Origin of the sequence: Ruminococcoides bili (assembly GCF_040093295.1) — a bacterium.
GTDB classification, from domain to species: Bacteria; Bacillota; Clostridia; order Oscillospirales; family Acutalibacteraceae; genus Ruminococcoides; species Ruminococcoides intestinale_A.
In genome coordinates this window covers 1-26,995 of sequence record NZ_JBBNJY010000001.1, presented here as the reverse complement: position 1 = coordinate 26,995, position 26,995 = coordinate 1, and the positions used below count along the sequence as shown (strand labels likewise).

Annotated in this window: 29 protein-coding genes and 1 tRNA gene; 28 read left to right on the top strand and 2 right to left on the bottom strand. The window is 39.1% G+C overall.

Annotation, left to right across the window (positions count from 1 at the left end; genetic code table 11):
* Window positions 1-6 precede the first annotated feature (6 nt).
* The 7 genes from yabQ to AAAY30_RS00120 all read left to right on the top strand — a co-directional run bounded on the left by yabQ (window position 7) and on the right by AAAY30_RS00120 (window position 5,604).
* A complete protein-coding gene (gene yabQ / locus AAAY30_RS00150) occupies window positions 7-507 on the top strand; it encodes a spore cortex biosynthesis protein YabQ (protein ID WP_301965209.1) in 501 nt (166 codons plus the stop codon).
* Entirely contained in the window at window positions 476-844 is a 369-nt protein-coding gene (locus AAAY30_RS00145; RefSeq protein WP_022235453.1) for an FtsB family cell division protein, read from the top strand. Before yabQ ends, AAAY30_RS00145 begins: the two co-directional genes overlap by 32 nt.
* 50 nt (window positions 845-894) lie before the next feature.
* Window positions 895-1,407, top strand: coding sequence for a S1 RNA-binding domain-containing protein (locus AAAY30_RS00140; RefSeq protein ID WP_022235454.1), 513 nt, complete (start codon window positions 895-897; stop codon window positions 1,405-1,407).
* A 25-nt stretch (window positions 1,408-1,432) separates the two neighbouring features.
* Window positions 1,433-1,966 carry a ribosome hibernation-promoting factor, HPF/YfiA family gene (gene hpf, locus AAAY30_RS00135; protein WP_022235455.1) on the top strand — a complete coding sequence of 178 codons (534 nt, stop codon included), beginning with the start codon at window positions 1,433-1,435 and terminating at the stop codon, window positions 1,964-1,966.
* Between the two features lie 118 nt (window positions 1,967-2,084).
* Window positions 2,085-3,197, top strand: a complete 1,113-nt coding sequence (locus tag AAAY30_RS00130; RefSeq protein WP_022235456.1) for a THUMP domain-containing class I SAM-dependent RNA methyltransferase — start codon at window positions 2,085-2,087, stop codon at window positions 3,195-3,197.
* A 77-nt stretch (window positions 3,198-3,274) separates the two neighbouring features.
* Entirely contained in the window at window positions 3,275-4,153 is an 879-nt protein-coding gene (locus AAAY30_RS00125; RefSeq protein WP_302601399.1) for a DUF5640 domain-containing protein, read from the top strand.
* Window positions 4,154-4,308: 155 nt separating this feature from the next.
* Entirely contained in the window at window positions 4,309-5,604 is a 1,296-nt protein-coding gene (locus AAAY30_RS00120) for a dockerin type I repeat-containing protein (RefSeq protein WP_295026970.1), read from the top strand.
* Between the two features lies 1 nt (window position 5,605).
* Here the strand turns inward: AAAY30_RS00120 and AAAY30_RS00115 are convergent, their stop codons facing one another.
* Window positions 5,606-6,343: a YebC/PmpR family DNA-binding transcriptional regulator gene (locus AAAY30_RS00115; protein WP_178586810.1), complete on the bottom strand. Its 738-nt coding sequence runs from the start codon at window positions 6,341-6,343 to the stop codon at window positions 5,606-5,608.
* Between the two features lie 235 nt (window positions 6,344-6,578).
* On the opposite strand from AAAY30_RS00115, the gene AAAY30_RS00110 reads away from it, so the two are divergent.
* The 16 genes from AAAY30_RS00110 (at window position 6,579) to AAAY30_RS00035 (ending at window position 21,812) form a co-directional block, all read left to right on the top strand.
* On the top strand, window positions 6,579-7,463 hold the full coding sequence (locus AAAY30_RS00110; RefSeq protein ID WP_295026968.1) for a YicC/YloC family endoribonuclease: 885 nt from the start codon (window positions 6,579-6,581) through the stop codon (window positions 7,461-7,463).
* 9 nt (window positions 7,464-7,472) lie between these two features.
* On the top strand, window positions 7,473-7,730 hold the full coding sequence (locus AAAY30_RS00105) for a DUF370 domain-containing protein (protein ID WP_022235461.1): 258 nt from the start codon (window positions 7,473-7,475) through the stop codon (window positions 7,728-7,730).
* The gene (gmk, locus tag AAAY30_RS00100; RefSeq protein ID WP_022235462.1) at window positions 7,720-8,289 is read left to right on the top strand and encodes a guanylate kinase; all 570 of its coding nucleotides are present in this window, start codon (window positions 7,720-7,722) and stop codon (window positions 8,287-8,289) included. Before AAAY30_RS00105 ends, gmk begins: the two co-directional genes overlap by 11 nt.
* Before the next feature lie 46 nt (window positions 8,290-8,335).
* Window positions 8,336-8,551 carry a DNA-directed RNA polymerase subunit omega gene (gene rpoZ, locus AAAY30_RS00095; protein ID WP_249376102.1) on the top strand — a complete coding sequence of 72 codons (216 nt, stop codon included), beginning with the start codon at window positions 8,336-8,338 and terminating at the stop codon, window positions 8,549-8,551.
* The gene (gene priA, locus AAAY30_RS00090) at window positions 8,532-10,970 is read left to right on the top strand and encodes a primosomal protein N' (RefSeq protein ID WP_302198880.1); all 2,439 of its coding nucleotides are present in this window, start codon (window positions 8,532-8,534) and stop codon (window positions 10,968-10,970) included. The genes rpoZ and priA overlap by 20 nt, the downstream gene beginning before the upstream one ends.
* A 12-nt stretch (window positions 10,971-10,982) precedes the next feature.
* Window positions 10,983-11,468: a peptide deformylase gene (gene def / locus AAAY30_RS00085; RefSeq protein WP_022235465.1), complete on the top strand. Its 486-nt coding sequence runs from the start codon at window positions 10,983-10,985 to the stop codon at window positions 11,466-11,468.
* A 14-nt stretch (window positions 11,469-11,482) separates the two neighbouring features.
* Complete coding sequence (gene fmt / locus AAAY30_RS00080) at window positions 11,483-12,400, top strand: methionyl-tRNA formyltransferase (RefSeq protein ID WP_294662235.1); 918 nt, start codon at window positions 11,483-11,485, stop codon at window positions 12,398-12,400.
* 25 nt (window positions 12,401-12,425) lie between these two features.
* The gene (locus AAAY30_RS00075; protein WP_295053280.1) at window positions 12,426-13,124 is read left to right on the top strand and encodes a zinc metallopeptidase; all 699 of its coding nucleotides are present in this window, start codon (window positions 12,426-12,428) and stop codon (window positions 13,122-13,124) included.
* Window positions 13,125-13,140: 16 nt separating this feature from the next.
* Window positions 13,141-14,472, top strand: coding sequence for a 16S rRNA (cytosine(967)-C(5))-methyltransferase RsmB (gene rsmB, locus AAAY30_RS00070; RefSeq protein ID WP_295056538.1), 1,332 nt, complete (start codon window positions 13,141-13,143; stop codon window positions 14,470-14,472).
* Between the two features lie 4 nt (window positions 14,473-14,476).
* Window positions 14,477-15,517, top strand: coding sequence for a dual-specificity RNA methyltransferase RlmN (rlmN, locus tag AAAY30_RS00065; protein ID WP_302190593.1), 1,041 nt, complete (start codon window positions 14,477-14,479; stop codon window positions 15,515-15,517).
* Between the two features lies 1 nt (window position 15,518).
* The gene (locus AAAY30_RS00060) at window positions 15,519-16,244 is read left to right on the top strand and encodes a Stp1/IreP family PP2C-type Ser/Thr phosphatase (protein ID WP_022235470.1); all 726 of its coding nucleotides are present in this window, start codon (window positions 15,519-15,521) and stop codon (window positions 16,242-16,244) included.
* Window positions 16,245-16,264: 20 nt separating this feature from the next.
* Window positions 16,265-18,361 (top strand): Stk1 family PASTA domain-containing Ser/Thr kinase, encoded by a 2,097-nt coding sequence (pknB, locus tag AAAY30_RS00055; RefSeq protein WP_499215655.1) that lies wholly within the window; start codon window positions 16,265-16,267, stop codon window positions 18,359-18,361.
* A gap of 5 nt (window positions 18,362-18,366) precedes the next feature.
* Window positions 18,367-19,254 carry a ribosome small subunit-dependent GTPase A gene (rsgA, locus tag AAAY30_RS00050; RefSeq protein ID WP_186934631.1) on the top strand — a complete coding sequence of 296 codons (888 nt, stop codon included), beginning with the start codon at window positions 18,367-18,369 and terminating at the stop codon, window positions 19,252-19,254.
* A gap of 12 nt (window positions 19,255-19,266) precedes the next feature.
* Window positions 19,267-19,896 (top strand): thiamine diphosphokinase, encoded by a 630-nt coding sequence (locus tag AAAY30_RS00045; RefSeq protein WP_022235473.1) that lies wholly within the window; start codon window positions 19,267-19,269, stop codon window positions 19,894-19,896.
* A 53-nt stretch (window positions 19,897-19,949) separates the two neighbouring features.
* A tRNA-Ala gene (locus AAAY30_RS00040) sits at window positions 19,950-20,025 on the top strand.
* 158 nt (window positions 20,026-20,183) lie between these two features.
* Window positions 20,184-21,812, top strand: coding sequence for a PASTA domain-containing protein (locus tag AAAY30_RS00035; protein ID WP_337613181.1), 1,629 nt, complete (start codon window positions 20,184-20,186; stop codon window positions 21,810-21,812).
* A gap of 128 nt (window positions 21,813-21,940) precedes the next feature.
* On the opposite strand, the gene AAAY30_RS00030 is transcribed toward AAAY30_RS00035, so the two are convergent.
* Window positions 21,941-22,609, bottom strand: a complete 669-nt coding sequence (locus tag AAAY30_RS00030) for a helix-turn-helix domain-containing protein (RefSeq protein ID WP_178586146.1) — start codon at window positions 22,607-22,609, stop codon at window positions 21,941-21,943.
* Window positions 22,610-22,681: 72 nt separating this feature from the next.
* Here AAAY30_RS00030 and AAAY30_RS00025 point away from each other — a divergent pair, with 72 nt between their 5' ends.
* The 5 genes from AAAY30_RS00025 to AAAY30_RS00005 all read left to right on the top strand — a co-directional run bounded on the left by AAAY30_RS00025 (window position 22,682) and on the right by AAAY30_RS00005 (window position 26,897).
* The gene (locus AAAY30_RS00025) at window positions 22,682-23,311 is read left to right on the top strand and encodes a histidine phosphatase family protein (protein ID WP_186934633.1); all 630 of its coding nucleotides are present in this window, start codon (window positions 22,682-22,684) and stop codon (window positions 23,309-23,311) included.
* Between the two features lie 137 nt (window positions 23,312-23,448).
* Complete coding sequence (leuB, locus tag AAAY30_RS00020; RefSeq protein ID WP_186934634.1) at window positions 23,449-24,519, top strand: 3-isopropylmalate dehydrogenase; 1,071 nt, start codon at window positions 23,449-23,451, stop codon at window positions 24,517-24,519.
* A gap of 24 nt (window positions 24,520-24,543) precedes the next feature.
* Window positions 24,544-25,263, top strand: coding sequence for a CpsB/CapC family capsule biosynthesis tyrosine phosphatase (locus AAAY30_RS00015; RefSeq protein WP_295026950.1), 720 nt, complete (start codon window positions 24,544-24,546; stop codon window positions 25,261-25,263).
* 99 nt (window positions 25,264-25,362) lie between these two features.
* On the top strand, window positions 25,363-26,325 hold the full coding sequence (locus AAAY30_RS00010; RefSeq protein ID WP_499215656.1) for an alpha/beta hydrolase: 963 nt from the start codon (window positions 25,363-25,365) through the stop codon (window positions 26,323-26,325).
* A gap of 47 nt (window positions 26,326-26,372) precedes the next feature.
* Window positions 26,373-26,897 carry a methylated-DNA--[protein]-cysteine S-methyltransferase gene (locus tag AAAY30_RS00005; RefSeq protein WP_303248129.1) on the top strand — a complete coding sequence of 175 codons (525 nt, stop codon included), beginning with the start codon at window positions 26,373-26,375 and terminating at the stop codon, window positions 26,895-26,897.
* The last annotated feature ends 98 nt before the right edge of the window (window positions 26,898-26,995 follow it).

The window sequence follows — 26,995 nt, the reverse complement described above, 5'->3', positions numbered from 1 at the left end:
TGAGCTATGGAAATTGATTTTTATATTCAATCTCAAGCTTTTTTATATTCGCTTTTATTCGGTGTAGGGCTTGGAATGTTGTACGGCATATTTAAGTTTATAAGAGTAGCGTTTTTAAGTACCAAAACCGCAGTTATTATTGCCGATATAATTTTTATGCTTATCGCAAGTGTTGCGCTGTTTTTATATTCACTTGCAATGCTGTACGGATATGTCAGAATTTATATTGTATTCGGTGCTTTGTGCGGCTTTTTGGCATACAGGTTTTCACTCGGAAAACTCATTTCAAGGATATATTGCCCAATAATAAATGCGATTAATGTTATAATCCAAAAAATTAAAACAAAATTTAAAAAAATTACAAAAAAACTATTGAAAAGCAGCAACAATATATTGTATAATATGAGTAAGAAAATAGATACATTTAGAAATAAACGAATAGGTTTATCGGTAAGAAAAAAGGTTAAGGCGAGTAATGAAAAAGGAAAAGAAAAAACCGCAGATTAATCCTGAAAGTAAAGCCGAAAATACAACTATAAAGGAAATTGAACCTAAAAAGAAAAAACGAGGAAGATATGTACTTTTATATCTCGCAATTATCGGATTTGCTTTTTACGCAGTTATCACTATAGTTAATCAAAATATTCAGATAGCCGACAAAAGAGCTGAACTTGATGAGATTAATAAGCAGATTAATGTGGTTGAAATCCAGACCAGATATTTGGATAAAGTTAAAGGCTACACAGGCGACCAGCTTAAAGAATACATTGAGAAAATAGCCAAAAACGAAATGGGTTATGTTAGCGAAGGCGAAAGAATTTTCTATAATGTTTCGGGCGAATAGCTCTTGTAAAGTCAAAGGGTAGAATATAAATTAAGGGGTAAATAATTTTTATGGCAATTGAAGTCGGTATGATTTTAGAAGGTAAGGTTTCGGGTATAACAAAGTTTGGTGCATTTGTCGATTTACCCGATTCACAGACAGGTATGGTACATATTTCAGAGGTAGCACATACCTATATTAATGAAATTGGTGATTATGTTAAGGTAGGACAGACTGTAAAGGTAAAGGTTCTTGCCCTCAATAACGGCAAAATCAGCCTTTCTATGAAACAGGCAGTTCCGCAGGAGCGTAAGCCAAGAAATAACGACAGAGGTGACAGACCTGAAAGAGGCGACAGAAACAACCGCCGCCAGGGTACACCAAGACAGCCGTACAAACCTGCACCACCCGTTAAGTCACCGGGAAATTATGAGTGGCAGGCTTCAAAAAAGAATACCCCCACAAGCTTTGAGGATATGATGTCTAAGTTTAAACAGACAAGCGAAGACAAAATTTCTGACCTCAAGCGTGGTGGTGAAAGCCGCAGCTACAGCCGCAGAGGCAACGGCAACGGCAGAAAATAAATTACCTGAAAAGGGAGGCACAATTATGAAATATACTTACACAGCAAGAAAGGTAACACTCAGAGATAACTTTAAAGAAAGAGCAGAAAAAAAGCTTGATAAATTCGGAAAACTTTTTTCTGAGAATGCCACAGTAAACATAGTTGTCACCCTCGAAAAGAACCGTCAGACTGTTGAAGTTACAATCAGAGATAACGGTCTTGTTCTTCGTGCTGAGAGCACAATGCCTGAAATGAATGACGCACTTGATAAAGTTGTTGACATTCTCGGCCGTCAGATTCGTAAAAACAAGACTAAGCTCGAAAAGAAGATTAAGAGCGGTAGCATTGATGATTTCGTAAGTCTAAGTCCGGAAATTAACGAGGCTGAAGACGATGACTACAAGATCATGCGTAAAAAGCATATTATTATTAAACCTATTACCGTTGACGAGGCTATTCTTGAGATGAATATGGTAAACCATAACTTCTTTATGTTCAAGAATGCCGACACTGATGAAATCAATGTGGTTTATAAGCGTGAAAACGGTGATTACGGTCTTTTGGAGCCAACTGTCTAAGGCCTGTAATTAAGCGTGCAGGATTTTAATTGATTTTGTATGCTAATATAAATTAAAAATACTGATAAGGGTATCGGTTATTCCGATACCCTTTTTTAAGGAATAAGGAGTGAATTCGGTGCTTAAGTTTTCCGCACCTTGTATTTTCGGTCTTGAGGGACTGTGTGCAAATGAATTTAAATTTTTAGGTTTAAAAAATGTTGAGGCTCATAACGGAAAGGTAACCTTTGAGGGCGATTTTTCAGATATGGCAAAGGCAAATATCAATTCAAGATATGCCGAAAGAATACAGATTTTGCTTGCAGAGTTTGAGGCGGTAAGTTTTGAAGAATTGTTTGAAGGTGTCAAATCAGTCGCTTGGGAAGATTTTATAGGTGTTAATGACGCTTTTCCTGTAAAAGGAAGATGCCTTAGCTCAAAACTGATGAGTGTTCCTGATTGTCAGAAAATTATCAAAAAGGCTGTTGTAACAAGACTTTCCGAAAAATATATGCTGCCTTGGCTTGAGGAAAGCGGCCCGCTGCACCAAATTCAGTTCCTTATTATGAATGATAAGGTCAGCGTTATGCTTGATACTTCGGGCGCAGGACTTCACAAGCGTGGATACCGTGCCGAATCAAACGAAGCACCGATAAAAGAAACTCTTGCCGCTGCAATGGCTGATTTGTCAAGGGTAAGAGGTAATCATTTTGTTGTTGACCCTATGTGCGGCAGCGGTACTATTCTTATAGAGGCGGCTTTAAAAGCAATGAAAATAGCACCGGGAATCAATCGTTATTTTGCAGCTGAAAAATGGAATTGCGTTCCGTCAGATGTATGGAAAGAGCAAAGAGAAATTGCAAAAGCAAATGAAAAGCGTGATTGCGATTTCCGTGCCGAGGGATATGACATTGACGAACTTGCACTTGAAGTAGCAAAAAAGAACGCAAAACTTGCAGGTGTTGCTGACAGAATTACATTTGCTAAGCGTGATATAAAGGATTTTGAGCTTAACGAAGGTTTTATGACAGTGATAACTAATCCGCCTTACGGAGAAAGATTGCTTGATGTAAAATCAGCAGAAGAACTTTACAAGGTAATGGGTGAAAAATTTAAAAGAACACAAGGTAAAAGTTACACAATAATTACTCCTGACGATGACTTTGAAAAAATCTTTGGAAGAAAAGCCGATAAGCGCAGAAAATTGTATAACGGCACTTTAAAATGCCAACTTTATATGTATTTTAAGTGAAACCTAAGTGAAGTTGTTGATTTATTTTTAAAAATGTAGTATGATAATTTAGATATATTATTTTAGGAGGCATTCTTTTGGAAGAGAATAAAGATTTTTTTGCCGAAACAGAGAACACTCAGACTTCGGCAGAAACAAATAATGATGCTGCAGAAACCCCTGCTAAAGTTAAAGGCACAATAAATGTAATTGCCGGAGAGGACGGTCCTACAGCGGTATTTACAGCCGATTCAACTCCTGCGAAAAAGAAAACAATTCAGACCCCGATTATTATTGCGGGCGTAATAGTTTTAGCTTTTATTGCTGCATTTTTCGTATTTACTTCATTCTTCAATTCAAGTATTGTTGGTACATGGGTACTTGTAGAGGACAGTAACGGCGCTACTTATGATGAGGCTGGCGACGGTATTACATATTACACACTTGATAAAGATGGCAACATTACAGTTTCTGTCGGTACAATTACTCAAAAATCAACTTATACAACAACAAGCGAAAACGGTACTGATTATGTAAACTCAACTAATGTTTTCTCGGGTTCATACACAATTTCAGGTAATATCTTCACCGGAAGAACATTTAAGCTTACAGTAGACGGTGTTGAAAAACCTTATATTTTCAAGAGCGCAACTGTTAAAAAACCTGAACTTAAAGTTCCTGACACATTTAAAAAGAGCGATAAATTAACAGGTAATTGGAACATTCCTTCTTATGATATTACTTATACATTTAATGCTGACGGTACTTTTATCGCCGATATGTACGGTTCAATCACATATGAGGGTGTTTATACCTACGATAATGAAAAAATAACAGTAACATACTATGCAGATTCAGAAGCAACAATTGATATTCCGTATGCGTTTGACGGAAACAATACGCTTGTTATGAACGGTATGGGATATTACAGAATGAACGATGACGGCTCGCTTGTAGCTACACCGGATCAGGCTTAAAATTAAATAACAAATATAATAGGCAACACTGCTTTTTGCGGTGTTGCCTATCGTTGTTTTAGGGATAAGTTATTTTATTTCACAAGGAGGGAAAGGGTATTAAAAAGTTTATTTATGCTGTTTTGACTATTGTTATAATGTTTTTTGTCGCAAATATGTCTGCAATTGCGGTTGAAAAATACAATTTTAATATCTTTTCAAATTGTGAAGAAGTTTATTTTGATGCCGATGATAACGGTGCGTTTGCTTTTGCGTGCAACGGAAAAACTGTTTATACTCAAAGTTTTGTACCTACAATAAAGTCATACAGCTTTACCGTTGATGGTGGATTTGTAGGAGTACCTTTCATTGATAAAGATACCGTTTGTGCAGTATATATGACAAATGATTTTAAGTACCGTATAGTGCGTATTAATTGTTTTGACGGCAGAGTAAGTTATGTAAATTCCGATGTTTTAGATGACTTTAATTATACCGATATTTCAATTTGCAATAACAGGCTTTATGTTATGAAAACGGACGAAGTGTATTGTTATGTTTCGGCATATGATTTTAACGGAAAGCATTTGTCTGATTACAGATTCAGCGAGAAGAATGTGAATGCCATTACAACTAATAACGGCAGTGCATATGTTTTTCTTTATGACGGTTCCGTATACAGACTTGATGAAAACAAAGCCGAATATTGCACGAGAGTGCGTGATTGCTCGGATTTTTATAACAGCGGTGCGGGATTTTTGTCTGACAGCAGAGGATATATTTATTCGTTAAACGAAAATAAAGAATATACAAATATGTATAATTGTACAAATCCGTTTTCTGTAAGTAATGAGAGTATTTATTACTACAGATCGGGTTCTGTATATCGCACTTCTCTTAATAACAGCAGCATTACAAAGTATGAAATAAACCGAAATACCGGAAAAATTCTATATGCGTGCGGAAAAGTCGTTGCAATTACAGATGATTATTCTACTGCAACGATTATCGGTAATTCCGATTTTAAAAATATTGATTTTAATACAAATTCAGATACCAAACCGCAATCAAATAATTCCACAGATAAAAATGACGGTAATTCAAATGCGAATTTCTCCGATTATATTTTTACTGATGACGGCTTTATTTGCAATATAAAAAGCGGAACAACAGCAGCACAGCTTAAAAAGAATTGTCCGCCGATAACTTCTGTAACCGATAAAAACGGAAATAATTTGAGCGGTAAATTGAGAACAGGTGCAGTTGTAGCCACAAAAGAAACAAGCTACACTGTTGTTGTACTCGGTGATGTAACAGGTACGGGAACGGTTAGCTCAAATGATTATAAATTGCTTATGAAAACATTGACAGGTGAGAAAGAGATTTTTGGAGCATACAAAAAAGCCGCCGATTATAACCTCGACGGCTCTGTTGATAATAAGGATTTAGTTTTGATAGCACAGGGAAGATAAATCAGTCTTCCATTTCCCAGTTGTGCCAAACATTCTGAATGTCATCGTTGTCCTCAAACATATCAAGCATTTTCTGCATCTTTGTTTTAGCATCCTCGTCATCAATCTTTGTGTATGTGCTCGGTACCATTTCGAGTTCGGCAGAAACGAATGTATAACCTGCTTTTTCAAGGTCATCTCTTACTGCGCTGAAATCTTCAGGCTCGGTGTAAATTGTAAATACATCTTCGTCAGCCTCAAAATCAGATGCGCCGTACTCAAGTGCGTCGCTCATAACAGTGTCTTCGTCCTTATCAAGGTCTTCACGCTCAATTACAAGTACGCCTTTCTTTGTAAACATAAAGCTTACGCAACCCTGAGTACCCATATTACCGCCGAACTTATCAAAGTAATGTCTTACTTCACCTGCTGTTCTGTTACGGTTGTCTGTAAGAGCCTCAACGATTACCGCAACACCGTTAGGACCGTATCCTTCGTATGTAACTGCCTCATAGTTTGCACCGTCGCCGCCGCTGGCAGCCTTTTTGATAATACGCTCAATGTTGTCGTTAGGAACATTGTTAGCCTTTGCTTTAGCAATACAATCCTTAAGCTTTGAGTTTACGCTCGGATCAGCACTGCCGCCCTCACGGATAGCAACGATAAGCTCTCTGCCTATCTTGGTAAAAACCTTAGCTCTTGCAGCATCGTTTTTACCTTTTTTCTGTTTAATGGTACTCCATTTGTTATGTCCTGACATAAAATCATTCCTTTTTAATAAAATACTACATCCTTATTAGTATATCATATACTTATATCTGATGTAAACTAAAAAAGTTATTACAGTTTTGTAACAATCTCTTTGCTATATGAATTATAGTGTGGTATAATGTATTTAAATAAAAACAGATTTTATAAATTAAGTTTTGAAATATAAGAATTTATAAGAATTTATAAGAAATATAAGAATTTATAATATGAAAGGAAGTTTACCAATGATAAAATCAATGACAGGCTTTGGCAGATGTCGCACTGTTTTGCACGGCAGAGAAATCAGTGTTGAGATAAAAAGCGTAAATCATCGTTTTTTTGAATTTTCCTGCAGAACTCCAAAGGGCTACGGTTTTCTTGACGATAAACTCAAGGCTCTTGTAAATTCAAGAGTATCCCGCGGTAAGATTGATATGTTTGTTACAGTAGGCGCTGCAGAAGACACACCTGCCGAGGTAAAAATTAATCATTCTCTTGTTTCGGGTTATATTAATGCAATGAAAGAAATTGCCGAAACCTATGGAATTGAAAACGATGTTACAGTTACGGCAATTTCAAGATTCCCCGATGTTTACACAGTGTCAAAGGCGCAGGAGGACGAAGAAGAGATTACGGCAGATGTTCTTGAGGCGGCTAATACTGCGATAGACGGATTTATTGCAATGCGTGAGGCAGAGGGCGAAAAAATGAAAGCCGATATTCTTGGCAGAGCGGAAGTTATACTTGCTACCGTTGATGAGATTGACGAGCGTTCACCGCAAACGGTAAAAGAATACGAAGAGCGTTTGCTTGACAGAATTAACCGCACTTTGCAGGATTACAATATCAATATTGACGAGCAGAGAGTGCTTACCGAAGTAGCTGTTTTTGCCGATAAAGTAGCTGTTGCCGAAGAAACCGTAAGACTTAGAAGTCACTTTGCACAGCTTTCAAAGATAATGGAATCACAGACTCCGATCGGCAGAGAAATAGACTTTATTATTCAGGAAATGAACCGAGAGGCGAACACAATCGGTTCAAAGGTTCAGGACGCCGAAATTGCCCATAAGGTTGTAAAAATCAAGAGCGAAATTGAAAAAATGCGTGAGCAGATTCAGAATATTGAGTAAGGAGAAATTATGAAACTTATCAATATCGGATTTGGTAATCTTGTAAATTCTGATAAACTTATTGCCGTTGTTGCACCCGATGCGGCACCCGTAAAGAGAATTGTGCAGGATGCAAAATCAAAAGGAATGCTTGTTGACGCCACTTGCGGAAGAAAGTGCAAGGCGGTACTTGTAACGGAAGACGACCACATTGTGTTGTCCGCCATCTCCGCAGAGGCTATTCATAACAGAACAGTTGAAAGCGAGGAACAAAAGGATGAACAGTAAGTCTAAGGGTAAGCTCGTGCTTTACACAGGTTCTTCCGGTGTAGGCAAGGGCACAATTATGGCAGAGCTTTTAAAGCGCAATCCCAATATTCGCCTTTCGGTATCAAATACCACAAGAAAACCTCGAAAAGGTGAAATTGACGGAGTGCATTATAATTTTGTTACTAAGGAACAGTTTGAAAAACTTATAGAAGAAAACGGTTTTCTTGAGTACGCAAAGTATTGTGACAATTACTACGGCACACCTAAAAAACAGGTAGAAGATTTACTCAATCAGGGCTATGATGTATTCCTTGAAATTGAGGTTCAGGGAGGACTTCAAATTCTTGAAAAATATCCTGATGTGTTAAGTATTTTTATTCTTCCTACTTCTATAGATTCGCTTTCACGCAGACTTCACCGCAGAGGAACCGAAGATGAAAAAACCATCGCTAAGCGACTTGCAGAGGCGGAGCATGAGATGTCATTTAAGAACAGATATAAGTACAATGTTGTGAACGATGACCTCGACACAGCGGTAAACGAAGTTCTTGATATTTTAGAAAAAGAGAGTAAATAACCGATTTTTTCGGAAAATATATTATGATAATGATAGGAGATTAATTATGCATAAGGTTAATGTTGACGAATTATTCGCAGGTAAGCAAAGTAAGTATGCACTCGTTGTAGGTGTTGCAAAGAGAGCAAGAGAGATTACAGCAGAGCAGGAAAAAAGCGGTGAGGTTACAGACGACAAGCCTGTTCTCATTGCTATTGATGAAATCAAAAATCACGAAATAGGCATTTTAGAGCCTGACGATGATGAGCTCCCAAATAGCTGAGATTGCTGTTGAAAAAGCAGCGTATTCCTTTGACAAGGCATTTGACTATGTGATTCCCGATTCTATGCTTGACAAGGCGGTAGCGGGAACACGGGTTCTTGTGCCTTTCGGTAGAGGAAATCGTAAAAGGCAGGGGATAATAACCGCTGTTCATCAGGGTGAAAGCAAAGGCTTGAAGTCTGTTATTTCCGTACTTGATGATGAGCCTGTTTTAAACGATGAAATGCTTAAAACAGCCGCTTTTATGAAATCTCATTACTTTTGCACCTTTTATGAGGCTGTAAAAACAATGTTGCCGGCAGGTATTAACTACAAAGTTACTACTATGTACGGTGCAAAAGATGAAAGCGAGTTTTCCTTTGACGAACTTACGGACGAGGAAAAACGAGTTTATAATTACCTTTTTTCTAAGCGAAAAGCAGTAAAAAGCGAAGTATTACTTGATGCTTTCGGTTACAGTACAACAGAACCTTTTGAACTCCTTGTTCAAAAAGGGGTGTTGTATAAGTCGGACGAGATTTTTCGCAAGGTTAATGACGCCGTAATGAAAATGGCGGCGGTTACTCCCGAAGTTGATATATCGGGAGTAAAACTTACCGAAAAGCAGAAAAATGTGTTTGAACTTATTGAAATGGCAGGTGCAATTTCGGTAAAAGAGGTTTGCTATTTTACAGGAGTTACCGCCGCCGTTGTGGATGCGCTTTGTAAAAAAGGACTGATATACTTTTTTGATGAAGAAGTATTCAGAATTGAAAATCGACAAAAAGACAGCTCTTTAAAAGAAATTGTGCTTTCCGAAGAACAGCAGTCTGCTTGCGATTCTCTTTACAATGAATATGATTCGCCTTTTCCGAGCGTAAGTTTGCTTTACGGAGTTACGGGTTCGGGAAAGACAAGTGTATTTATCAAACTGATTGAAAAAGTAATTGATGACGGTAAGGGCATTATTGTTATGGTACCTGAAATCTCGCTTACTCCGCAGTTTGTATCGCAGTTTGCCAAAAGGTTTGGCGATAAGATTGCGGTTTTTCACAGTGCACTTTCACTCGGTGAAAGACTTGATGAGTACAAAAGAGTAAAACAAGGTCTTGCACAAATTGTAATAGGTACACGCAGTGCTGTGTTTGCGCCTTTTGATAAGGTCGGACTGATTATTATGGACGAAGAGCAGGAATACAGCTACAAGTCCGAAAGCTCTCCACGCTACCATGCAAGAGAGATTGCTAAGTTCCGTTGCTCATACAACAATGCTTTGCTTGTACTTAGCTCGGCTACACCGAGTATAGAAACCTATTACTATGCACAGACAGGTAGATATTCGCTTAATACGCTTTCTGCACGATACGGTAAAGCCGTGCTGCCGGAGGTTGTTGTTGCGGATATGGGGGAAGAACTGAAAAACGGCAACACAAGCGGCTTTTCTGATGTTCTCCTGCAAAATATTGCGTATAATATTGAGCATAAAAAGCAGTCGATACTTTTGCTTAACCGCCGTGGTTACAATACTTTTGTTACTTGCAGAGCGTGCGGAGAGGCTGTGACTTGCCCGAATTGCTCAATTTCTCTTACTTACCACAGTGCAAATAACCGATTAATGTGCCATTATTGCGGCTATTCTGTGCCTTACACAGATGAATGTCCCGTATGTCACAGTCACAGACTTACTTTTGGCGGAACGGGCACACAGAGAGCGGAAAAAGATATTTCCGATATTTTTCCCGAGGCAAGGATTTTAAGAATGGATACCGATGCCACTTCATCGAAATCTTCGTATGAAAAAATGATTTCAGCTTTTGCTGACGGTGAATATGATATTCTTGTGGGTACACAGATGGTTGCAAAGGGACTTGATTTTCCAAATGTGACTTTGGTTGGTGTGCTTAATGCCGACCATATGCTTTATGCCGATGATTACCGCAGTTATGAGCGTTCTTTTTCACTGCTCACACAGGTAGTCGGAAGAAGCGGCAGAGGCAATGACAAGGGTATGGCTGTTATTCAGACATTCACACCTGAAAATCTGATAATTTCAATGGCATCAAGACAGGATTACGATACCTTTTATTCGAACGAAATAAAGGTACGCAAGGCAATGCTGTATCCGCCGTTTGCCGATATATGCCTTGTAGGTTTTGTATCGCAGAACAGAGAAGCTGCCTTTAAAGGTGCGGTAAAGTTCCTTGAACTCTTTACAGAAGAGGCAAAGAAAAATTATCCGAATATGCCGTTGCGAATATTAGGGCCTACACCTGCATTGGTGGTAAAAATAAGTAATAAATACAGATTTAAAATTATTATAAAATGTAAAAACAATTCCGAGTTTCGTGCCCTGCTTTCAAAGATTCTTTGTGAGTTTGGCAAGAGTAAGGAATTTTCGGGCGTTACGGCTTATGCCGATATGAACGCTCTTGTATGTTAAGGAAGTGTGAATATGGCTATTAGGCAAATTGTAAAAGAGGGCGACAGCGTTCTCACAAAGCACTGCCGTGAGGTTGTTAAATTTGATGACAGACTCGCACAGCTTATAGATGATATGACAGAAACCTTGCACGACTCTGGCGGAGTAGGTCTTGCCGCACCGCAGGTTGGCATTATCCGCAGAGTTGTTGTTATTGATGTAAGTAAAGAACAAAATCAGGTTATCGAGCTTGTAAACCCTGTTATAATTGAATCAAGCGGCGAGCAGGAGGGCCTTGAGGGCTGTCTTTCTTGTCCGGGCGAATGGGGTATTACAAAGCGTCCTAACTATGTTAAAGTAAAGGCTTTTGACAGACACGGCAATGAATTTACGATTGACGGTGAAGAATTGCTTGCAAGAGCTTTTTGTCATGAGCTTGACCATCTTGACGGTATTCTTTTTAAACAGAAAGCAAGCAAGATGCTTACTCCTGAAGAATACGAAGAAATGTTTGGCTGATTTGAGGGTTAATTATGAATATAATTTATATGGGCACTCCTGATTTTGCGGTGCCTGCACTCAAAAAATTATACGAAAGCAAGCATACGGTGCAGGCTGTGTTTACACAACCTGACAAGCCAAAGGGCAGAAAAATGGTGCTTACTCCTCCTGATGTAAAGGTATGTGCGCAGGAACTTAACATTCCCGTATATCAGCCGACAACCTTTAAATCGGAAGAACCTCTTGAAATAATAAAAAAATATAATCCCGATGTAATCGTAGTTGCGGCCTACGGTAAACTTTTACCGAAGGCAGTGCTTGAAAGCGCAAAGTACGGCTGTATCAATATCCACGGCTCCCTTTTGCCGAAATACAGAGGCGCGGCACCTATTCAGCAGTCGGTTCTTAACGGCGACAAAGTAACAGGTGTGACAGCTATGCAAATGGCAGAGGGACTTGACACAGGCGATATATTGACAGTAATTGAAACAAAAATCGGCGAAAATGAAACATCCGGAGAGCTTTTTGACAGACTTAGTATACTCGGCGGAGAGTTAATTATTAAAACTCTTGAAATGCTTGAGAACGGAGAAATTAAGCCTGTAAAACAGGATGAAAGCAAGGCTACGCATACATCAAAGATTGATAAGTCGTTTTGCCCGATTGATTTTACAAAATCAGCCAACGAAGTGCACAATAAAGTCCGTGGACTTAATCCCTGGCCGATTGCGACTGCCGAACTTAACGGAAAAAAACTGAAAATTTATTCTACAAAAGTATGCGAAAAAAGCGGAAAAGCGGGCACGATAATCAGCATAAAGCCGTTGATTGTTGCTTGCGGCAGCGGTTCGGTCGAAATTATAGAGTTGCAGCCTGAGGGCAAAAAGCGTATGCCGTCAGCGGCTTTTCTTGCAGGTCATAAATTAAATATCGGTGACAGCTTTAACTGATATAGGTATATAAAGGAGAATTTTTATGTTTTATGGCTTTGACTGGACATATGTTGTGTTTATTCTTCCTTGCGTAATTATTTCACTTATATGTCAAATTAATGTTTCATCAACTTTTTCAAAATATTCTCAAATGAGAAATTCTAGAAATATGACAGGCGCACAAGCTGCCGAATTTGTTTTAAGACAAAACGGCGTCTACGGAGTGCGTATTGAAAGGGTAGCGGGAAATCTTACTGACCACTTTGACCCGAGAACTAATGTAATCAGACTTTCAGACAGTGTTTATAATGCAAATACCGTAGCAGCCGTAGGCGTTGCTTGTCATGAGGCAGGTCACGCTGTTCAGCACGCACAGAATTATTTACCGAATAAAATTCGTTCGGCAATCCTTCCGATGGCGAATATCGGTTCAAAATTAAGTTGGTTTTTGATTATATTGGGACTTTGTTTTTCCGCAAAAATCGGTTTTGTTATGTTGTATATCGGTATAGTTTTATTCGGATTTTCCGTACTTTTTACAATTGCAACTCTTCCTGTTGAGTTTAACGCTTCTAAAAGAGCGCTTGAAACTATCAAAAACGGAAATTTGCTTTACGGTGAAGAATACACGGGTGCGAAACGCACTTTGCAGGCAGCCGCTATGACCTATGTTGCATCTGCTCTTACGGCAATTTTACAGCTTTTAAGATTGCTTATAATAGCGAATAACAGAAGAAGATAAGAAAAGAGATTTTTAAATGGCTAATTCACGCAAAACTGCATTTAAAGTATTATTAAAAATTGAACAGGACGGAGCATATTCCAATATAGCACTCAATAACGCAGTAAAGGAAAGTGAGCTTTCGCCGCTTGATGCGGCTTTTACATCTGCGCTTGTTTACGGTGTGCTTGAGCGTAAAATCACTCTTGATTACATCATTAAACAATACTCTAAAATTCCGCTAAGGAAAATTGAGTTAAAGACAAAAATTATTCTCCGCCTCGGACTTTTGCAAATGGCTTTTATGGATAAAATTCCCGAAAGTGCCGCTGTTAACGAAAGTGTAAAACTTGCCAAACAGCAAAAACTGCAAAAATCCTCCGGTTTTATAAATGCAATTTTGCGCAGTTTTGCAAGGGATAACTGCAAAGTAAAATATCCCGATATAAAAAATAAGGCGGAGTATTACTCGGTAAAATATTCCTGCCCGCAAATGCTTGTTAAATTATGGATAAATTCCTACGGCGAGGATAACGCAAGGGGGATTTTAGAAAATCTTAGCGGCAGACCGAATATTTACGCAAGAGTTAATACGCTGAAAACAAATACAGACGAACTTATAAGTGCGCTTGCCGATGATAAGGTAAAGGCTGAAAAAGTTGATTTTCCGAGTAATGCGGTAAAAATAGCCGATACGGGTTCAATCGAAAGATTGAAAGCCTACAAAGGCGGTTTACTGCATATTCAAGATTTGTCGTCCCAGCTTTGCGCATACTTTCTTTCTGCCGAAAAAGGACAGACCGTGCTTGACATTTGCTCTGCCCCTGGAGGAAAAACCTTTACCACAGCCGAATATATGCACAACAGCGGCAAAATTATTGCCTGCGATATGTACGAGCATAAGCTGAAACTTATTGAAAAAGGTGCAAAAAGGCTTGGCATAGATATTGTAGAAACCTGCCTGCGTGATGGTTCGTCAGACGAAAATCCGTTGCCTATGGCTGACAGAATACTTTGCGATGTGCCGTGCAGCGGACTCGGAGTGCTTTCAAGAAAGCCCGAAATTCGCTATAAAGATGACCTTATAGATACAGACCTTGCTGATATTCAGTATAAAATACTTTGCGAAAGCGCAAAATATCTAAAAAAAGGCGGAAAACTTGTATATTCGACCTGTACGCTGAATCCGCAGGAAAACAATAAAAATACAGCAAAATTTCTTGCCGAACACAATGATTTTGAGGGAGTTGAACTTGAACTGCCTCCTGAACTTAAAAGAGCATTTGACGAAAAACCGTATGAAATAACACTTATGCCGCACACTTTTGACGGCGACGGTTTTTACATAGCCGTACTTACAAGGAGGTAATCTTTTGAGCTTAATTGATATTAAATCTCTTGACCTAAATGAGCTTACCGACTTTGTAACCGAGAACGGTTTTGAAAAGTTCAGAGCAAAGCAAATATATCAATGGCTTAACAAAAATGTCACTTCTTTTGATGAAATGCTGAATATTCCTTTGAAAATCAAGGACTTTTTAAAAAGAAGTTGTTACATTTCTGTTGCAAATATTGAAAAAAAACTAATTTCAAGGTATGATAAGACAGTAAAGTATCTTTTTTCGTTCAATGACGGTGAATGTGTAGAGTCCGTTGTTATGAATTATAAACACGGATACTCAATTTGCATTTCCACACAAGTGGGCTGCAAAATGGGCTGTACTTTTTGTGCAACCGGCAAAAGCGGTTTTTCGAGGAGTTTGACTCCGTCCGAAATGCTCAATCAGATTGAATCCGCACAAAAAGATTTGAATATCAGAATATCGAATATTGTCCTTATGGGAATGGGCGAACCGCTCGACAATTTTGATAATGTGGTAAAGTTCTTAAGACTTGTATCCGATGACAACGGTCTTAATATCGGTATGCGCCACATCACAATTTCCACTTGCGGTATTGTACCTAAAATTTATGAGCTTGCAAAGCTGCACTTCGGCATTACGCTTTCCGTGTCATTACACGCTCCTAACGATACCGTAAGGCAAAAGACTATGCCTATTGCTAAGCGATATTCTATGGATGAACTCTTAAAGGCTTGTAAAGATTATTTTGATATTACAGGCAGACGGGTTACTTTTGAATACTCTATGATAAGCGGTGTAAATGATTTTGACAGAGACGCTTACGAGCTTGCGGACAGACTTGCCGATATGAACTGTCATGTAAATCTCATTCCGGTAAACACCGTTGACGGAACAGGATACAAAAAGAGCAGTATGGAAAGGCAACAGGCCTTTGTAAATATACTTGGTCGAAAACATATTGCGGCGACAGTCAGGAGAACCCTTGGAAGTGACATTAACGCTTCCTGCGGTCAGCTCAGACGAAATCATACTAACGAAGGAGGAAAATAACTTGGAAGTCTTTAGCAAAAGTGACATTGGCTTAGTTCGTTCACAAAATCAGGACGATTGCCGCTTCGGAGTTATTTCTCCCAGCTGTGCTTGGGCAGTAGTCTGTGACGGAATGGGAGGTGCCAACGGCGGCAACATAGCGAGTGCAACAGCTGTGGAATACATAAGCTCCAAAATAACCGATTTATACAAGGACGATATGACCAAAGAACAAATCGGCGAGCTTATAGCTGAAATTGTTGTAAACGCAAATATGAAAATATATGAACTTTCTTTGAAAGATCCCGAACTTACGGGAATGGGTACAACCTGCGAGTTTGTTTTTGTAAAGGATACCACGGTTCATATTGTCCATGTTGGCGACAGCCGTACCTATGCAATAAGGGGCGGCAAAATCAAACAGCTTACTGAGGATCACTCTGTTGTACAGGAAATGGTGCGCAGAGGTGAGCTTACCTATGAACAGGCACAGAATCATCCCAATAAGAATTTTATAACAAGAGCACTCGGAATAAAACCGTCCGTAAGGCTTGACTATATAGAGGCAAACTTTATTTACGGTGATGTTCTTTTAATATGCACAGACGGACTTTCCAATTGCATTACAACAGGCGATATGGTTAAAATTTGCCACGAAAACAGGGGCGAGGATCTTATTAATAAGCTTGTTGACAAGGCAAAGGAAGGCGGCGGAACCGATAATATTACCGCCACGGTTATTTATTGAGAAACGGAGAGTGAAATAAATTGGATAAATATATCGGCAAAAGACTTGATGGCCGTTATGAAATTCATGAGCTTATCGGCGTTGGCGGTATGGCTAATGTATATCGCTGTACCGATACTCTTGATGACCGTGAAGTTGCCATTAAGATTTTAAAAGATGAATACCTCAATAACGAGGAATTTATCCGTCGTTTTAAAAATGAATCAAAGGCTATCGCAACACTTTCACACCCTAATATTGTTAAGGTGTATGATGTCAGCTTCGGTGATATGATTCAGTATATTGTAATGGAATACATTGACGGCATTACACTTAAAGAATACTTTGATCAGCAGGGTATCATTGAGTGGAAAGAGGCTTTGTATCTCACAAGTCAGGTTCTTAAGGCTTTACAGCATGCGCACGAGCACGGCATTGTCCACCGTGACATAAAGCCGCAGAATATTATGCTTTTACAAGACGGCACAATCAAGGTTACAGACTTTGGTATTGCCCGTTTTTCCGACAAAGCTACACGCACAATGACAGAACACGCAATTGGTTCGGTTCATTACATTTCACCGGAGCAGGCGAGAGGTGAGGCAACAGACGGCAAGTCTGACATATACTCGGTCGGTGTTATGCTTTATGAAATGCTCACAGGTAAACTTCCTTTTGACGCAGACAGTGCAGTTTCAGTAGCTCTTATGCAGTTACAGTCAACTCCTAAGCGCCCGAGAGAGCTTAATCCCACTATTCCTATCGGACTTGAGCAGATTACAATGAAGGCTATGGAAAAGAATCCTGCCGACAGATATAATTCTGCCGCTGAAATGCTCAACGATATGGAGCGTTTCAGACTTAATCCGTCTATTGTATTTGATTATTCAAAATTTGTTGATAATCAGCCTACAAAGTTTGTTACTTCACTTAAAGATACAAAAACAAACAGTACAAAGTTTGATAAGGCTGTTGCAAAACCGGAGGAAACTCCCGAACCTGAAATCGAAACCGCAGATGAGGAAAAGAAGATTGAACACAAGCCGTCTTATTACGCAATCAAGGGTATTGTAATTTCTGCCGTAGTTGTGGTTGCCGTATTTGTAGGTCTTGCAATTTTCAGAGGATGTTCGACTTCACAGGCTAAAGATGTTGAAATACCGAATTTTGTCGGTAAAACTTTGGCAGAGGCCAATGCCGACAACAAAGACAATTTTAACTTTGTTGTGGAGAGCAAGTATGACGCTTCAAAAGAGCTTGGTGTAATTCTTGAACAGGAGCCTGCCGCTGATTCAAAACTTGTAAAATCAGGCTCACAGATTACTCTTAAAGTAAACGGAACAGATACAAATGCTTCGGTTCCTTATGTTCTTAATTATTCCGAAAAAGACGCATCTGCAATTATTGAGGAAAAGAGCCTTGTTCCAAAGATAATCTATGTTGAAAACACTAAAACTCCTAAGGGATATGTTGCAGAAGTATTCCCTAAGGCAGGTGTTCAGACAAATATCGGTTCTACCGTTTATATTTACATTGCAAACGGCGAGAGAGATGAAAAGGTAACTATTCCGTCTGTATCCGGACTTTTACTTTCAGAGGCTAAAACAAAACTTGTTGATGCAGGTCTTACTGTAGAAACAGTTTACGATGATGAAAGTAAAGAGGCAAAAGACACAGTTCTTTCACAGTCACCGTTGCAGTACGGTAAGGTAGATAAAGGTACTGTTGTAACCCTTACTGTAAGTTCGGGCAAGGGTGATGTGGCTACAGTAAATGTATATGTAGATTTACCTACAAATGCTACTGAATCGGTTGAGATGACTGTAATTGTAGACGGTGTTGTTGATACTAAGTATTCAAAAACACTTGTGCCGCAGTACAATAAGACCTGTACTCTTGAATTTACTGGTTCCGGTACTTCAAACATTGTGGTACAGCTTGACGGTCAGGTTTACCGTGAATATTCAATTGATTATTCAACACTTGTTGTAACACAAACAGCTACTCACGAGTATGCTGTACCTACAACCGCACCTGTTGAAACACAGCCTGCATATACAGAGCCGCCTGTTACAGAGCCGCCATACACACCGGTTCAGCCAACAGATGCAACCGAACCTTCTGAGGCATTGCATTAATTGATATGAGCAGTAACGAAGGATTATTGATGAAAGTGCTCGGCGGTTTTTACTATGTCGAGTGCGACAATCAAATATATGAATGTAAAGCAAGAGGAAGTTTCCGCAAGAGCGGAAATTCTCCTCTTGTTGGCGACAGGGTGAAAATTTCTGTTCAGAAAGAGGGCTTTGCCTCTCTTGACGAAATCCTGCCGAGAAAAAATAAATTAAAGCGACCGCCGCTTGCTAATATTGATATTCTCGTAATCGTTTGTTCGACAGTTTCGCCAAGTCCGAATTATGCGGTTATAGATAAAATGACCGCCGCTGCGATTAACAGCAATATGCAGCCTGTAATTGTTATTTCAAAAGATGATATTGAAAGCGGTGAAAAGGTTGCCGATATTTACAAAAATGCGGGATTTGAAGTTTTTTGTACTTCTCCGCTAAAATCAGATGAAGCAGAGAGATTAAAGGCCTTACTTATGGGCAAAACTTCTGCTTTTACAGGCAACAGCGGTGTGGGTAAGTCAACCTTGTTAAATATGCTTTTTCCTAACCTAAGCCTTGCAACAGGTGAAATAAGCGATAAACTCGGACGAGGCAGACATACTACAAGAGCAGTTGAACTGTTTAATCTTGACGGCTGTTATATCGCAGACACACCCGGATTTTCAACCGTTGATTTGCAGAGATACGAAATTATTGATAAAGACGAACTTCAATATTGCTTTCCCGAATTTAAAGAGTATCTCGGAGAATGTATGTTTACTTCGTGTTCTCATACTTGCGAAAAAGGCTGCAGAGTTTTGCAGGCACTTGCTGACGGAGATATTGAGAAAACCCGTCACAACAGTTATGTCGCTATGTACAATGAGGTAAAAGATATTAAAAAGTGGCAGTTAAAAAAGTAAAGGGGAATTAAAATGCGTTGTACGATAATTGCGGGCTCGCCTGAAGCGGATATAGATTTTATATCGGAACAGGTTAAGGACTGCAATTATCTTATTTGTGCCGATAAGGGCTATGAATATGCAAAAAAAGCAGGTGCAAAGCCTAACCTTATAGTCGGTGATTTTGATTCGTACAGCGGTAATTTACCCGATGATTGCGAAGTAATCAAACTCAATTCACATAAAGATGATACAGACCTTTTGCATTGCATAGAGGTTGCACTGTCCCGTGGATATGATGATTTTGTTATCCTTGCCGCAACAGGCGGAAGATTTGATCATACCTTTGCAAATATTTCTGTTCTTATGTATCTTGATAAAAAGGGTGCAAGCGGAATAATCGTTTCCGACAAAGAGATTATTCGCTTTTTGAAAATGGGCGAATATAATTTTGACGGAAATAAAGGAAAAACTTTTTCAGTCTTTCCTTTTGCCTGTGACAGTGTGAATGTATCTTACATAGGTGCCGAGTATTCGGCGGAGAATCTTATTTTAACTGCGGAAGAAGCAATGGGCATTTCAAATATTTTTATTTCTGACAGAGCAAATGTAAAAATAAATTACGGAAATGCAATAATTATTATTAATCAGTTCATAAATTAAATTTAATTTACAAAAACATTATATAGTATGCGGTAATTTTTAAACACCAATATGGGGGTATAGCTCAGTTGGGAGAGTGTCTGACTGGCAGTCAGAAGGTCATGGGTTCAAGCCCCATTATCTCCACCACTTAGTTTTATAAAGAGATGTCATTGTTATATAAACGGTTGTAATAACAAAATTGTAACTATAATGACACTCATTAGTCTTGAAAAGAATTATAACCTTATGATATAATATATTTGTATCATTTCGTTTTGTGTTATTCTATTTGGAGTTGAATTTTTATGTCATTATGTATGGGTTGTATGCAGGAACTTAACGGTAGTGTAATCTGCCCGAACTGCCATTTTGATAATTCAGAAGTTCAGTCGGCACCTTTTCTGCCTTTCGGCACAGAGCTTGCAGGCAGATATGTAACAGGTACCGGACTTGAAACTAACGGTGAATCAACACGCTATATTGCTTTTGACAAACAGACGGGCGATGTTGTAATTGTATCTGAATTTTTACCGATCGGTCTTTTTTCAAGAGATGAAGGACAGACTGAATTAAAAGTTAATTACGATGACAGACTTGCTTTTAATAAACTTAGAGATGAGTTTATTTCATATTTTCGCATTATTTCAGAATTAAAGGATCTTTCGGCACTTACAAATATTGTTGATGTTTTTGAAGAAAACAATACAGCATATGCTATTGAAGAAAAAGAGGACCTTATTCCTTTTGAAGAATATATTGAGCGTAGCAACGGTCATCTTGACTGGGATATTGCAAGACCGCTCTTTATGCCCGTAATTTCGGCACTTGAGGCTCTTCATAAGCGTGGTGTCGGTCATTATGCGGTAGCACCTAAAAATCTGTTTATTACTGCTTCGGGTAAAATCAGAATGTCAGGCTATGCTACGGAAAATGAGCGTAAGCGTGGTACAGCGCTTAAATCTCAATTGTTTTCAGGCGCAGCAGCACCCGAACAGTATGAAGATAATTTTCCGCTTGATGATATTACGGATATTTACGGACTTTGTTCTACACTTTTCTATGCACTTACAGGTCATCTTCCAAAGAGTGCGGTTGAGCGTTTAAAAGACAGCAGACTTCTTATGAGCACATCTACTGTAAAGAGTTTGCCTCCTCATGTTGTATCTGCTCTTGCAAACGGTTTACAGGTTCAGCGTGAGAACAGAATTACAGATTTTGACGAGCTTCGTTCTCAACTTTCCGTTGCACATACCGCAAAGGCTATTCAGGACGAAATTTCGAGAACAGCAAGTATGAATATTACAAAGGAGCAGTCACGCCGTAATAACGGTATGTCGCATACTTCCATTGTTACTATTTCTGTTGCAATTACAGTTCTTGTACTTGGTATTGCCGGTGTATTTTGGCTTATGCAGAATCCGCTTGCAGGATTATTCTCGGGTAATACTGATGCCACTGCAGCGTCTACATCAAGCACGGAATGGACAGGTCCTGTTGTTCCTAACTATGTCGGAATGAAGTACGAAGATGTTGTAAAGGCTGCGGCTTCCGATGACAGCGTTGTGGTTTACAGAAATTACAATGATGCTTACAGCGATAAATATGCCGACGGTGTTGTAATGGAACAGTATCCTCCGGCAGGTTCAAAAGTAGAGCAGGAAGACGGTATTACAGTTTCTGTAACAGTCAGTCTTGGTGCTCAGATGCGTGAACTTCCTGCAATTCAGGGTAATAAAATTGATGAGGCTGCGCAGTCGCTTGCAGATGCGGGACTTCTTGCTACAGCTGAATATCAGTACAGTGATACAGTAGCGGAAAACAGAGTTATCGGCTACAAAAATCATGTTGCAGGCGATACTCTTGAAAGCGGTTCTAACATTATAATTATTGTAAGTAAGGGCAGACAGCAGACTACAACTCAAGCAACTTCCTGATATTAAAGCTAAAAATAATGGCTGAATCAATTGTATATTGACTCAGCCATTTTGATTTAAGAATTTAAAATTTATATTACAAATCAATTTGCTAAACCATAATTATCCGACTTTTTACTAAGATCCGTTTATTTAAACTTGCTTTTTACGCTTTTTTCCGCATTCCTTACCAATGTAAAAAGTGAAGCAGTACCTTTTTCAAAATATCTTGAAAGCAAATCGGGTGAAAGAGCAATTGATGTATTTTCGGTCTTACTTTCGATTATAGCGTCAATCATAGCAAGGTCGAGCGTCATAGCTGCGCTGCAAAGACTTCTGTACTTGCTTTTGTTCAGCGTAAATAAATCCTGCGGGTTGCTTTCTTCACACGAATATACCGAACGAAATGCCTGATACTGGGCATTCATAAGATAGTTGCTTACAGCGTTTGTCAGCTTTTTGTTTCCGAGTTTATCGAGTATATCGAAAATAACGGCACTTGTATTCATTACAACTTTTTTGTTAATCATAGCGACCATATTGCTGCCCGGCTCAACTGTCGGAATCTCCGCATCGGGTATATTGACAGGCTGTGCCTGCTGACCGTTTCTGTTCGGTGTTCTGCCAAGCAAATAATCACAAGACACATCGTAATATTCGGCGGTTTTTACGAGAAAATCAAGTCCACATTCTCTTATTCCTTTTTCGTAATGAGAGAGCAGCGCCTGGGAAATACCCAAGTCCGCCGCTACCTGCTTTTGGCTTAATCTGCGTTCTCTTCGCAGCATTGAAATTATCATAGGAAAATCACTGTTCATTGAAAGCACCTCTTTTATACGAACAGTATAATATATTAATTACAATTTGTAAATACCATAGGAGTTACAATTATGAAATCTTATATTATTCACTTTCTTCGCCACGGAAGTATAGACGAAACTTTATCGGGCAAGTACATAGGCACTACTGATGTTCCGCTTTCGGATAAAGGAAAAACAGAACTTAGAAAACTTGATTACGAATATCGTTATCCGGGTGCACAGGCAGTGTTTACAAGTCCGTTAAAGCGTTGTACACAGACTTGCAAAATTCTTTATCCGGAGCAAAATCCGCTTGTCATCGCCAATCTTTCGGAATGTAATTTTGGCGAATGGGAGGGAAAAACCGCAAATGATTTAAACGAAGATGAAGATTTCCAAAAATGGCTTGCGGGTGACCCCTCGGTAAAACCTCCGAGAGGTGAGAGCAATGCCGATTTCACACGCAGAATCTGCAAAATGTTTGAAAGCATTGTTGAGGGACTTATCAAAACAGGCACAACAGAAAGCGTTATTGTCACACACGGCGGCGTTATAATGACCTTGCTTGCAGTGTACGGAATGCCACAGGCAAAGCCTTTTGAATGGGTTATGGACAACGGTTTCGGCTACTCCGTAAGAATTACACCGCAGCTTTGGCAGAGAGATAAGATTATGGAGGTATTCTCGGTAATTCCCGAAAAAAAGGATATTGAAGATTAATTTTTAAAATAGTACGAATTGTAGCGCAGTTTACAATCTTTTGTGAAAGATTGTGCAATAATGTAATATAAAGGTGTAATAAAATCATTTATTTATGCCTATACTGACAAATATATTAACTCAAAGGAGATATTAATATGGCAGACTACAAAATCGTTTTGTTAAAAGGTGACGGTATCGGTCCTGAAATCGTAAACCAGGCTGTTAAGGTACTCGACAAAGCAAGCGAAAAGTTTAATTTTACAGTAGAATATGACGAGGCACTCCTCGGCGGTTGTGCTATTGATGCAACAGGAGTTCCGCTCCCTGATGAAACAGTTGCTAAATGTAAGGCAGCAGACAGTGTGCTTTTAGGCGCAGTAGGCGGTCCTAAGTGGGATAATCAGCCGGGTAATAATCGTCCCGAAGCAGGTCTTCTCGGAATCAGAGGAGCACTCGGACTTTTTGCAAACCTTCGTCCTGCTGTTATTTTTGAACCTCTTAAGAAAGCATCACCGATTAAAGATGAAATTATCGGCGGTTCGCTCGATATTATGATTGTTCGTGAACTCACCGGCGGTATTTACTTTGGTAAGAGAGGCAGAACAGAGGTTGACGGTCAGCCTGCCGCATGGGATACAGAACAGTATTCCGTACCGGAAGTAGAGAGAATTGCAAGAGTAGCTTTTGACCTTGCTATGAAGAGAAACAAAAAGCTCACAAGTGTAGACAAGGCAAATGTACTTGAGTCATCAAGACTTTGGAGAGAAACAGTAACAAGAATTTCTAAGGAATATCCCGAAGTTGAGCTTAACTATATGTATGTTGACAACTGTGCTATGCAGCTTGTAAGAAATCCTGGTCAGTTTGATGTTATTGTTACTTCAAATATCTTTGGCGATATTCTTTCTGATGAGGCGTCAATGATCAGCGGTTCAATCGGTATGCTCGCATCTGCAAGCCTTTCAGAGAGCAAGAGCGGTCTTTACGAGCCAATCCACGGTTCGGCTCCTGACATTGCAGGTCTTGGTATCGCAAACCCGCTTGCAACAATTCTTTCTGTTGCAATGATGCTCCGTTATTCACTTGATCAGCCAAAGGCAGCAGACGCTATTGAGGCAGCAGTTACCAAAGTTCTTGAGAATAACCGTACACCGGATATTTATGAAGAGGGTACAAACAAGGTTACTTGTGAGCAGATGGGCGACCTCGTATGTGAGGCACTTTAATATCTAACAGAATGGAGGAGTAAAATGCAGTTGTACGATATGCACTCGCATATACTTCCTGGAATTGATGACGGAGCGCCAAGCGTAGAAAAAAGCCTTGTTATATTAAATGAACTAAAAAAACAAGGCGTAACAAATGTTTGTCTTACTCCTCATTTTTATACAAATGAAATCAGTGCAGAGGATTTTGCCGCACAAAGACAGCATGCGATTGATAACCTTATGCCGCATATTCCTGACGGTATGAAAGTTGTTGTTGGTGCGGAAGTTTATGTCACTCGATATATGTTTAACGGAGATGACTTTTCCTGCGCTTGTTACGGCAACTCCAATTACATACTTACCGAGTTTGCTTACACATCGCAGTTTTCAAGTCACACTATGGAGTATTTTGTAAAACTTACAGAGAATTACAATATGATTCCTGTTCTTACTCATGTTGAAAGATACCCTGCTTTAATCAACGATCCGTCTATTATCGGTGAGCTTAAGGATATGGGTGTAATTATCCAGACCAACACAAATTCTTATACCAAAAAAGCGTCGTTTTTCTCAAAACTTAAGCTTATAAAGCTTATAAAAGGCGGATATATTGATGTTATCGGCAGTGATGCACATTCATTGACCCATAATGACCCACGCACATTTACAGAGGCTTTGGACTTTATTTCTGCAAAATGCGGACAAAGCACAGTAAGAAAAATGATGAGCAACGCAGAAGAAATCTTCAACAGCGCACTTTGATAACAATAAAGGATGTACTTTTTCGGTACATCCTTTTAATTTTATACTAAAATCTTTCAGGTACGGATATACTATTAAGAGCAGTAAAAACCTTGCCTTATGAAATGGGGAATAGCCGTGTTTGAGATTTTAGTGGGAATATTGTTGTTTGTTGTACTTCTCGTGGTTTGCAGTGTGCTTGTGTCTGAATATCTGTTTAAAATGATTATTTACAGGCAAAAAAAGAGCAGTTGTCAAAAGGACATTGATGCCGTAGCAAGCTGGTACAGGCATTATCCGATTGCAAAAACAGGCAGATTATGGCTTGAAAATATGCCATATATTAATGTTTATATAAAGTCTTTTGACGGACTGCGATTATACGGCGCTTTGCTTGAAAACGAAAAATTTTCCGATAAAATTATTATTTGTGTTCACGGCTTTACAGGCAGTGGTAAAAAGGATTTCGCAAGCCTTGCTCGTACTTATTATTTAAACGGGTATAATGTACTTCTTGTGGATAACAGGGCACACGGGCAAAGTGAGGGCAAATATGTAGGCTTTGGAGTGCTTGACAGATTAGATCTGCGCAATTGGGTGAAATATACTGTAAATCGTTTCGGCAGTAATATAAAAATATTTTTGCACGGTATATCAATGGGCGGAGCAACTGTACTTATGGCGAGCAGTATTATGCCAAAAAATGTGCGTGGCATTATTGCAGACTGCGGATTTACAAGCGTAGACGAAATTTTTGAGTATGTACTGAAAAGAGATTATCATCTTCCGAGATTCCCTATCATTTATCTTACAAATATTATGTCAAAAATTCGTGCCGGATACGGATATAAAGATGTTAATACCGCTGCGGAAATTGCAAAATCGGATATTCCTGTTTTATTTATCCACGGAGAAAATGACGAATTTGTACCGCTTTGGATGACTATGAAAAATTATTCCCACTGTAAGGCATATAAGGAGCTTTTTATAGTAAGAGAGTCAGAACACGCCGAGTCGCATTATATTGATAAAAAAGGCTACGAAAGGCGAATACTTACATTTATAGAAAAAATAAGCAAATAGCCGACAAATAGGGAATAAAATCCTACTTGTCGGCTTGGGGAGAAATTATGCAGTACATAAATTATTACAGTTCACCGCTCGGCAAAATCACTTTGGCGAGTAACGGTAACGAGCTGATAGGCTTGTGGTTTGAAGGACAAAAATATTTTGGTTCTACACTTAACGGAGAATATAAACAAAAAAGCCTGCCTGTTTTTGAGCAGACAGCTAAATGGCTTGATATTTATTTTAGCGGCAAAAATCCCGATTTTACGCCGCCTTTGTTTTTATCGTCAACTTCGTTTCGTAATGAAGTTTGGAAAATACTTTTGACTATACCGTACGGTAAAATAATGACATACGGTGAAATAGCTAAACTTATGGCTGAAAACAGGGGAGTAGAGAAGATGTCTGCACAGTCTGTGGGTGGCGCAGTGGGACATAATCCTATTTCAATCATTGTTCCGTGCCACAGGGTAGTAGGTACGGACGGAAGTTTGACAGGCTATGCGGGCGGTGTTGATATTAAAGAAAAACTTTTAAAATTTGAAAATGTCGATATGTCTAAGCTGTTTGTGCCTAAAAGTAAATAGTTTGAAAAATTTAAGCTGCAAAACTTTTTAATAGACTTTCGCCATTGTGTTCAAGTAGCCAAACAGGAAAATATTTGTGGGCTTTGCCCACACCAGAT

What these genes read in the sequence shown, in the direction of transcription:
- yabQ (WP_301965209.1), top strand. Translation starts at nt 7, where the DNA reads ATGGAAATTGATTTTTATATTCAATCTCAAGCTTTTTTATATTCGCTT.
- AAAY30_RS00045 (WP_022235473.1), top strand. Translation starts at nt 19,267, where the DNA reads ATGCGTTGTACGATAATTGCGGGCTCGCCTGAAGCGGATATAGATTTT.
- AAAY30_RS00140 (WP_022235454.1), top strand. Translation starts at nt 895, where the DNA reads ATGGCAATTGAAGTCGGTATGATTTTAGAAGGTAAGGTTTCGGGTATA.
- AAAY30_RS00030 (WP_178586146.1), bottom strand. Translation starts at nt 22,609, where the DNA reads ATGAACAGTGATTTTCCTATGATAATTTCAATGCTGCGAAGAGAACGC.
- AAAY30_RS00025 (WP_186934633.1), top strand. Translation starts at nt 22,682, where the DNA reads ATGAAATCTTATATTATTCACTTTCTTCGCCACGGAAGTATAGACGAA.
- gmk (WP_022235462.1), top strand. Translation starts at nt 7,720, where the DNA reads ATGAACAGTAAGTCTAAGGGTAAGCTCGTGCTTTACACAGGTTCTTCC.
- AAAY30_RS00015 (WP_295026950.1), top strand. Translation starts at nt 24,544, where the DNA reads ATGCAGTTGTACGATATGCACTCGCATATACTTCCTGGAATTGATGAC.
- AAAY30_RS00010 (WP_499215656.1), top strand. Translation starts at nt 25,363, where the DNA reads ATGAAATGGGGAATAGCCGTGTTTGAGATTTTAGTGGGAATATTGTTG.
- rsgA (WP_186934631.1), top strand. Translation starts at nt 18,367, where the DNA reads ATGAGCAGTAACGAAGGATTATTGATGAAAGTGCTCGGCGGTTTTTAC.
- def (WP_022235465.1), top strand. Translation starts at nt 10,983, where the DNA reads ATGGCTATTAGGCAAATTGTAAAAGAGGGCGACAGCGTTCTCACAAAG.
- rsmB (WP_295056538.1), top strand. Translation starts at nt 13,141, where the DNA reads ATGGCTAATTCACGCAAAACTGCATTTAAAGTATTATTAAAAATTGAA.
- AAAY30_RS00120 (WP_295026970.1), top strand. Translation starts at nt 4,309, where the DNA reads ATGTCTGCAATTGCGGTTGAAAAATACAATTTTAATATCTTTTCAAAT.
- AAAY30_RS00105 (WP_022235461.1), top strand. Translation starts at nt 7,473, where the DNA reads ATGAAACTTATCAATATCGGATTTGGTAATCTTGTAAATTCTGATAAA.
- AAAY30_RS00075 (WP_295053280.1), top strand. Translation starts at nt 12,426, where the DNA reads ATGTTTTATGGCTTTGACTGGACATATGTTGTGTTTATTCTTCCTTGC.
- rpoZ (WP_249376102.1), top strand. Translation starts at nt 8,336, where the DNA reads ATGCATAAGGTTAATGTTGACGAATTATTCGCAGGTAAGCAAAGTAAG.
- AAAY30_RS00145 (WP_022235453.1), top strand. Translation starts at nt 476, where the DNA reads ATGAAAAAGGAAAAGAAAAAACCGCAGATTAATCCTGAAAGTAAAGCC.
- AAAY30_RS00005 (WP_303248129.1), top strand. Translation starts at nt 26,373, where the DNA reads ATGCAGTACATAAATTATTACAGTTCACCGCTCGGCAAAATCACTTTG.
- fmt (WP_294662235.1), top strand. Translation starts at nt 11,483, where the DNA reads ATGAATATAATTTATATGGGCACTCCTGATTTTGCGGTGCCTGCACTC.
- leuB (WP_186934634.1), top strand. Translation starts at nt 23,449, where the DNA reads ATGGCAGACTACAAAATCGTTTTGTTAAAAGGTGACGGTATCGGTCCT.
- AAAY30_RS00115 (WP_178586810.1), bottom strand. Translation starts at nt 6,343, where the DNA reads ATGTCAGGACATAACAAATGGAGTACCATTAAACAGAAAAAAGGTAAA.
- hpf (WP_022235455.1), top strand. Translation starts at nt 1,433, where the DNA reads ATGAAATATACTTACACAGCAAGAAAGGTAACACTCAGAGATAACTTT.
- AAAY30_RS00110 (WP_295026968.1), top strand. Translation starts at nt 6,579, where the DNA reads ATGATAAAATCAATGACAGGCTTTGGCAGATGTCGCACTGTTTTGCAC.
- priA (WP_302198880.1), top strand. Translation starts at nt 8,532, where the DNA reads ATGAGCTCCCAAATAGCTGAGATTGCTGTTGAAAAAGCAGCGTATTCC.
- AAAY30_RS00035 (WP_337613181.1), top strand. Translation starts at nt 20,184, where the DNA reads ATGTCATTATGTATGGGTTGTATGCAGGAACTTAACGGTAGTGTAATC.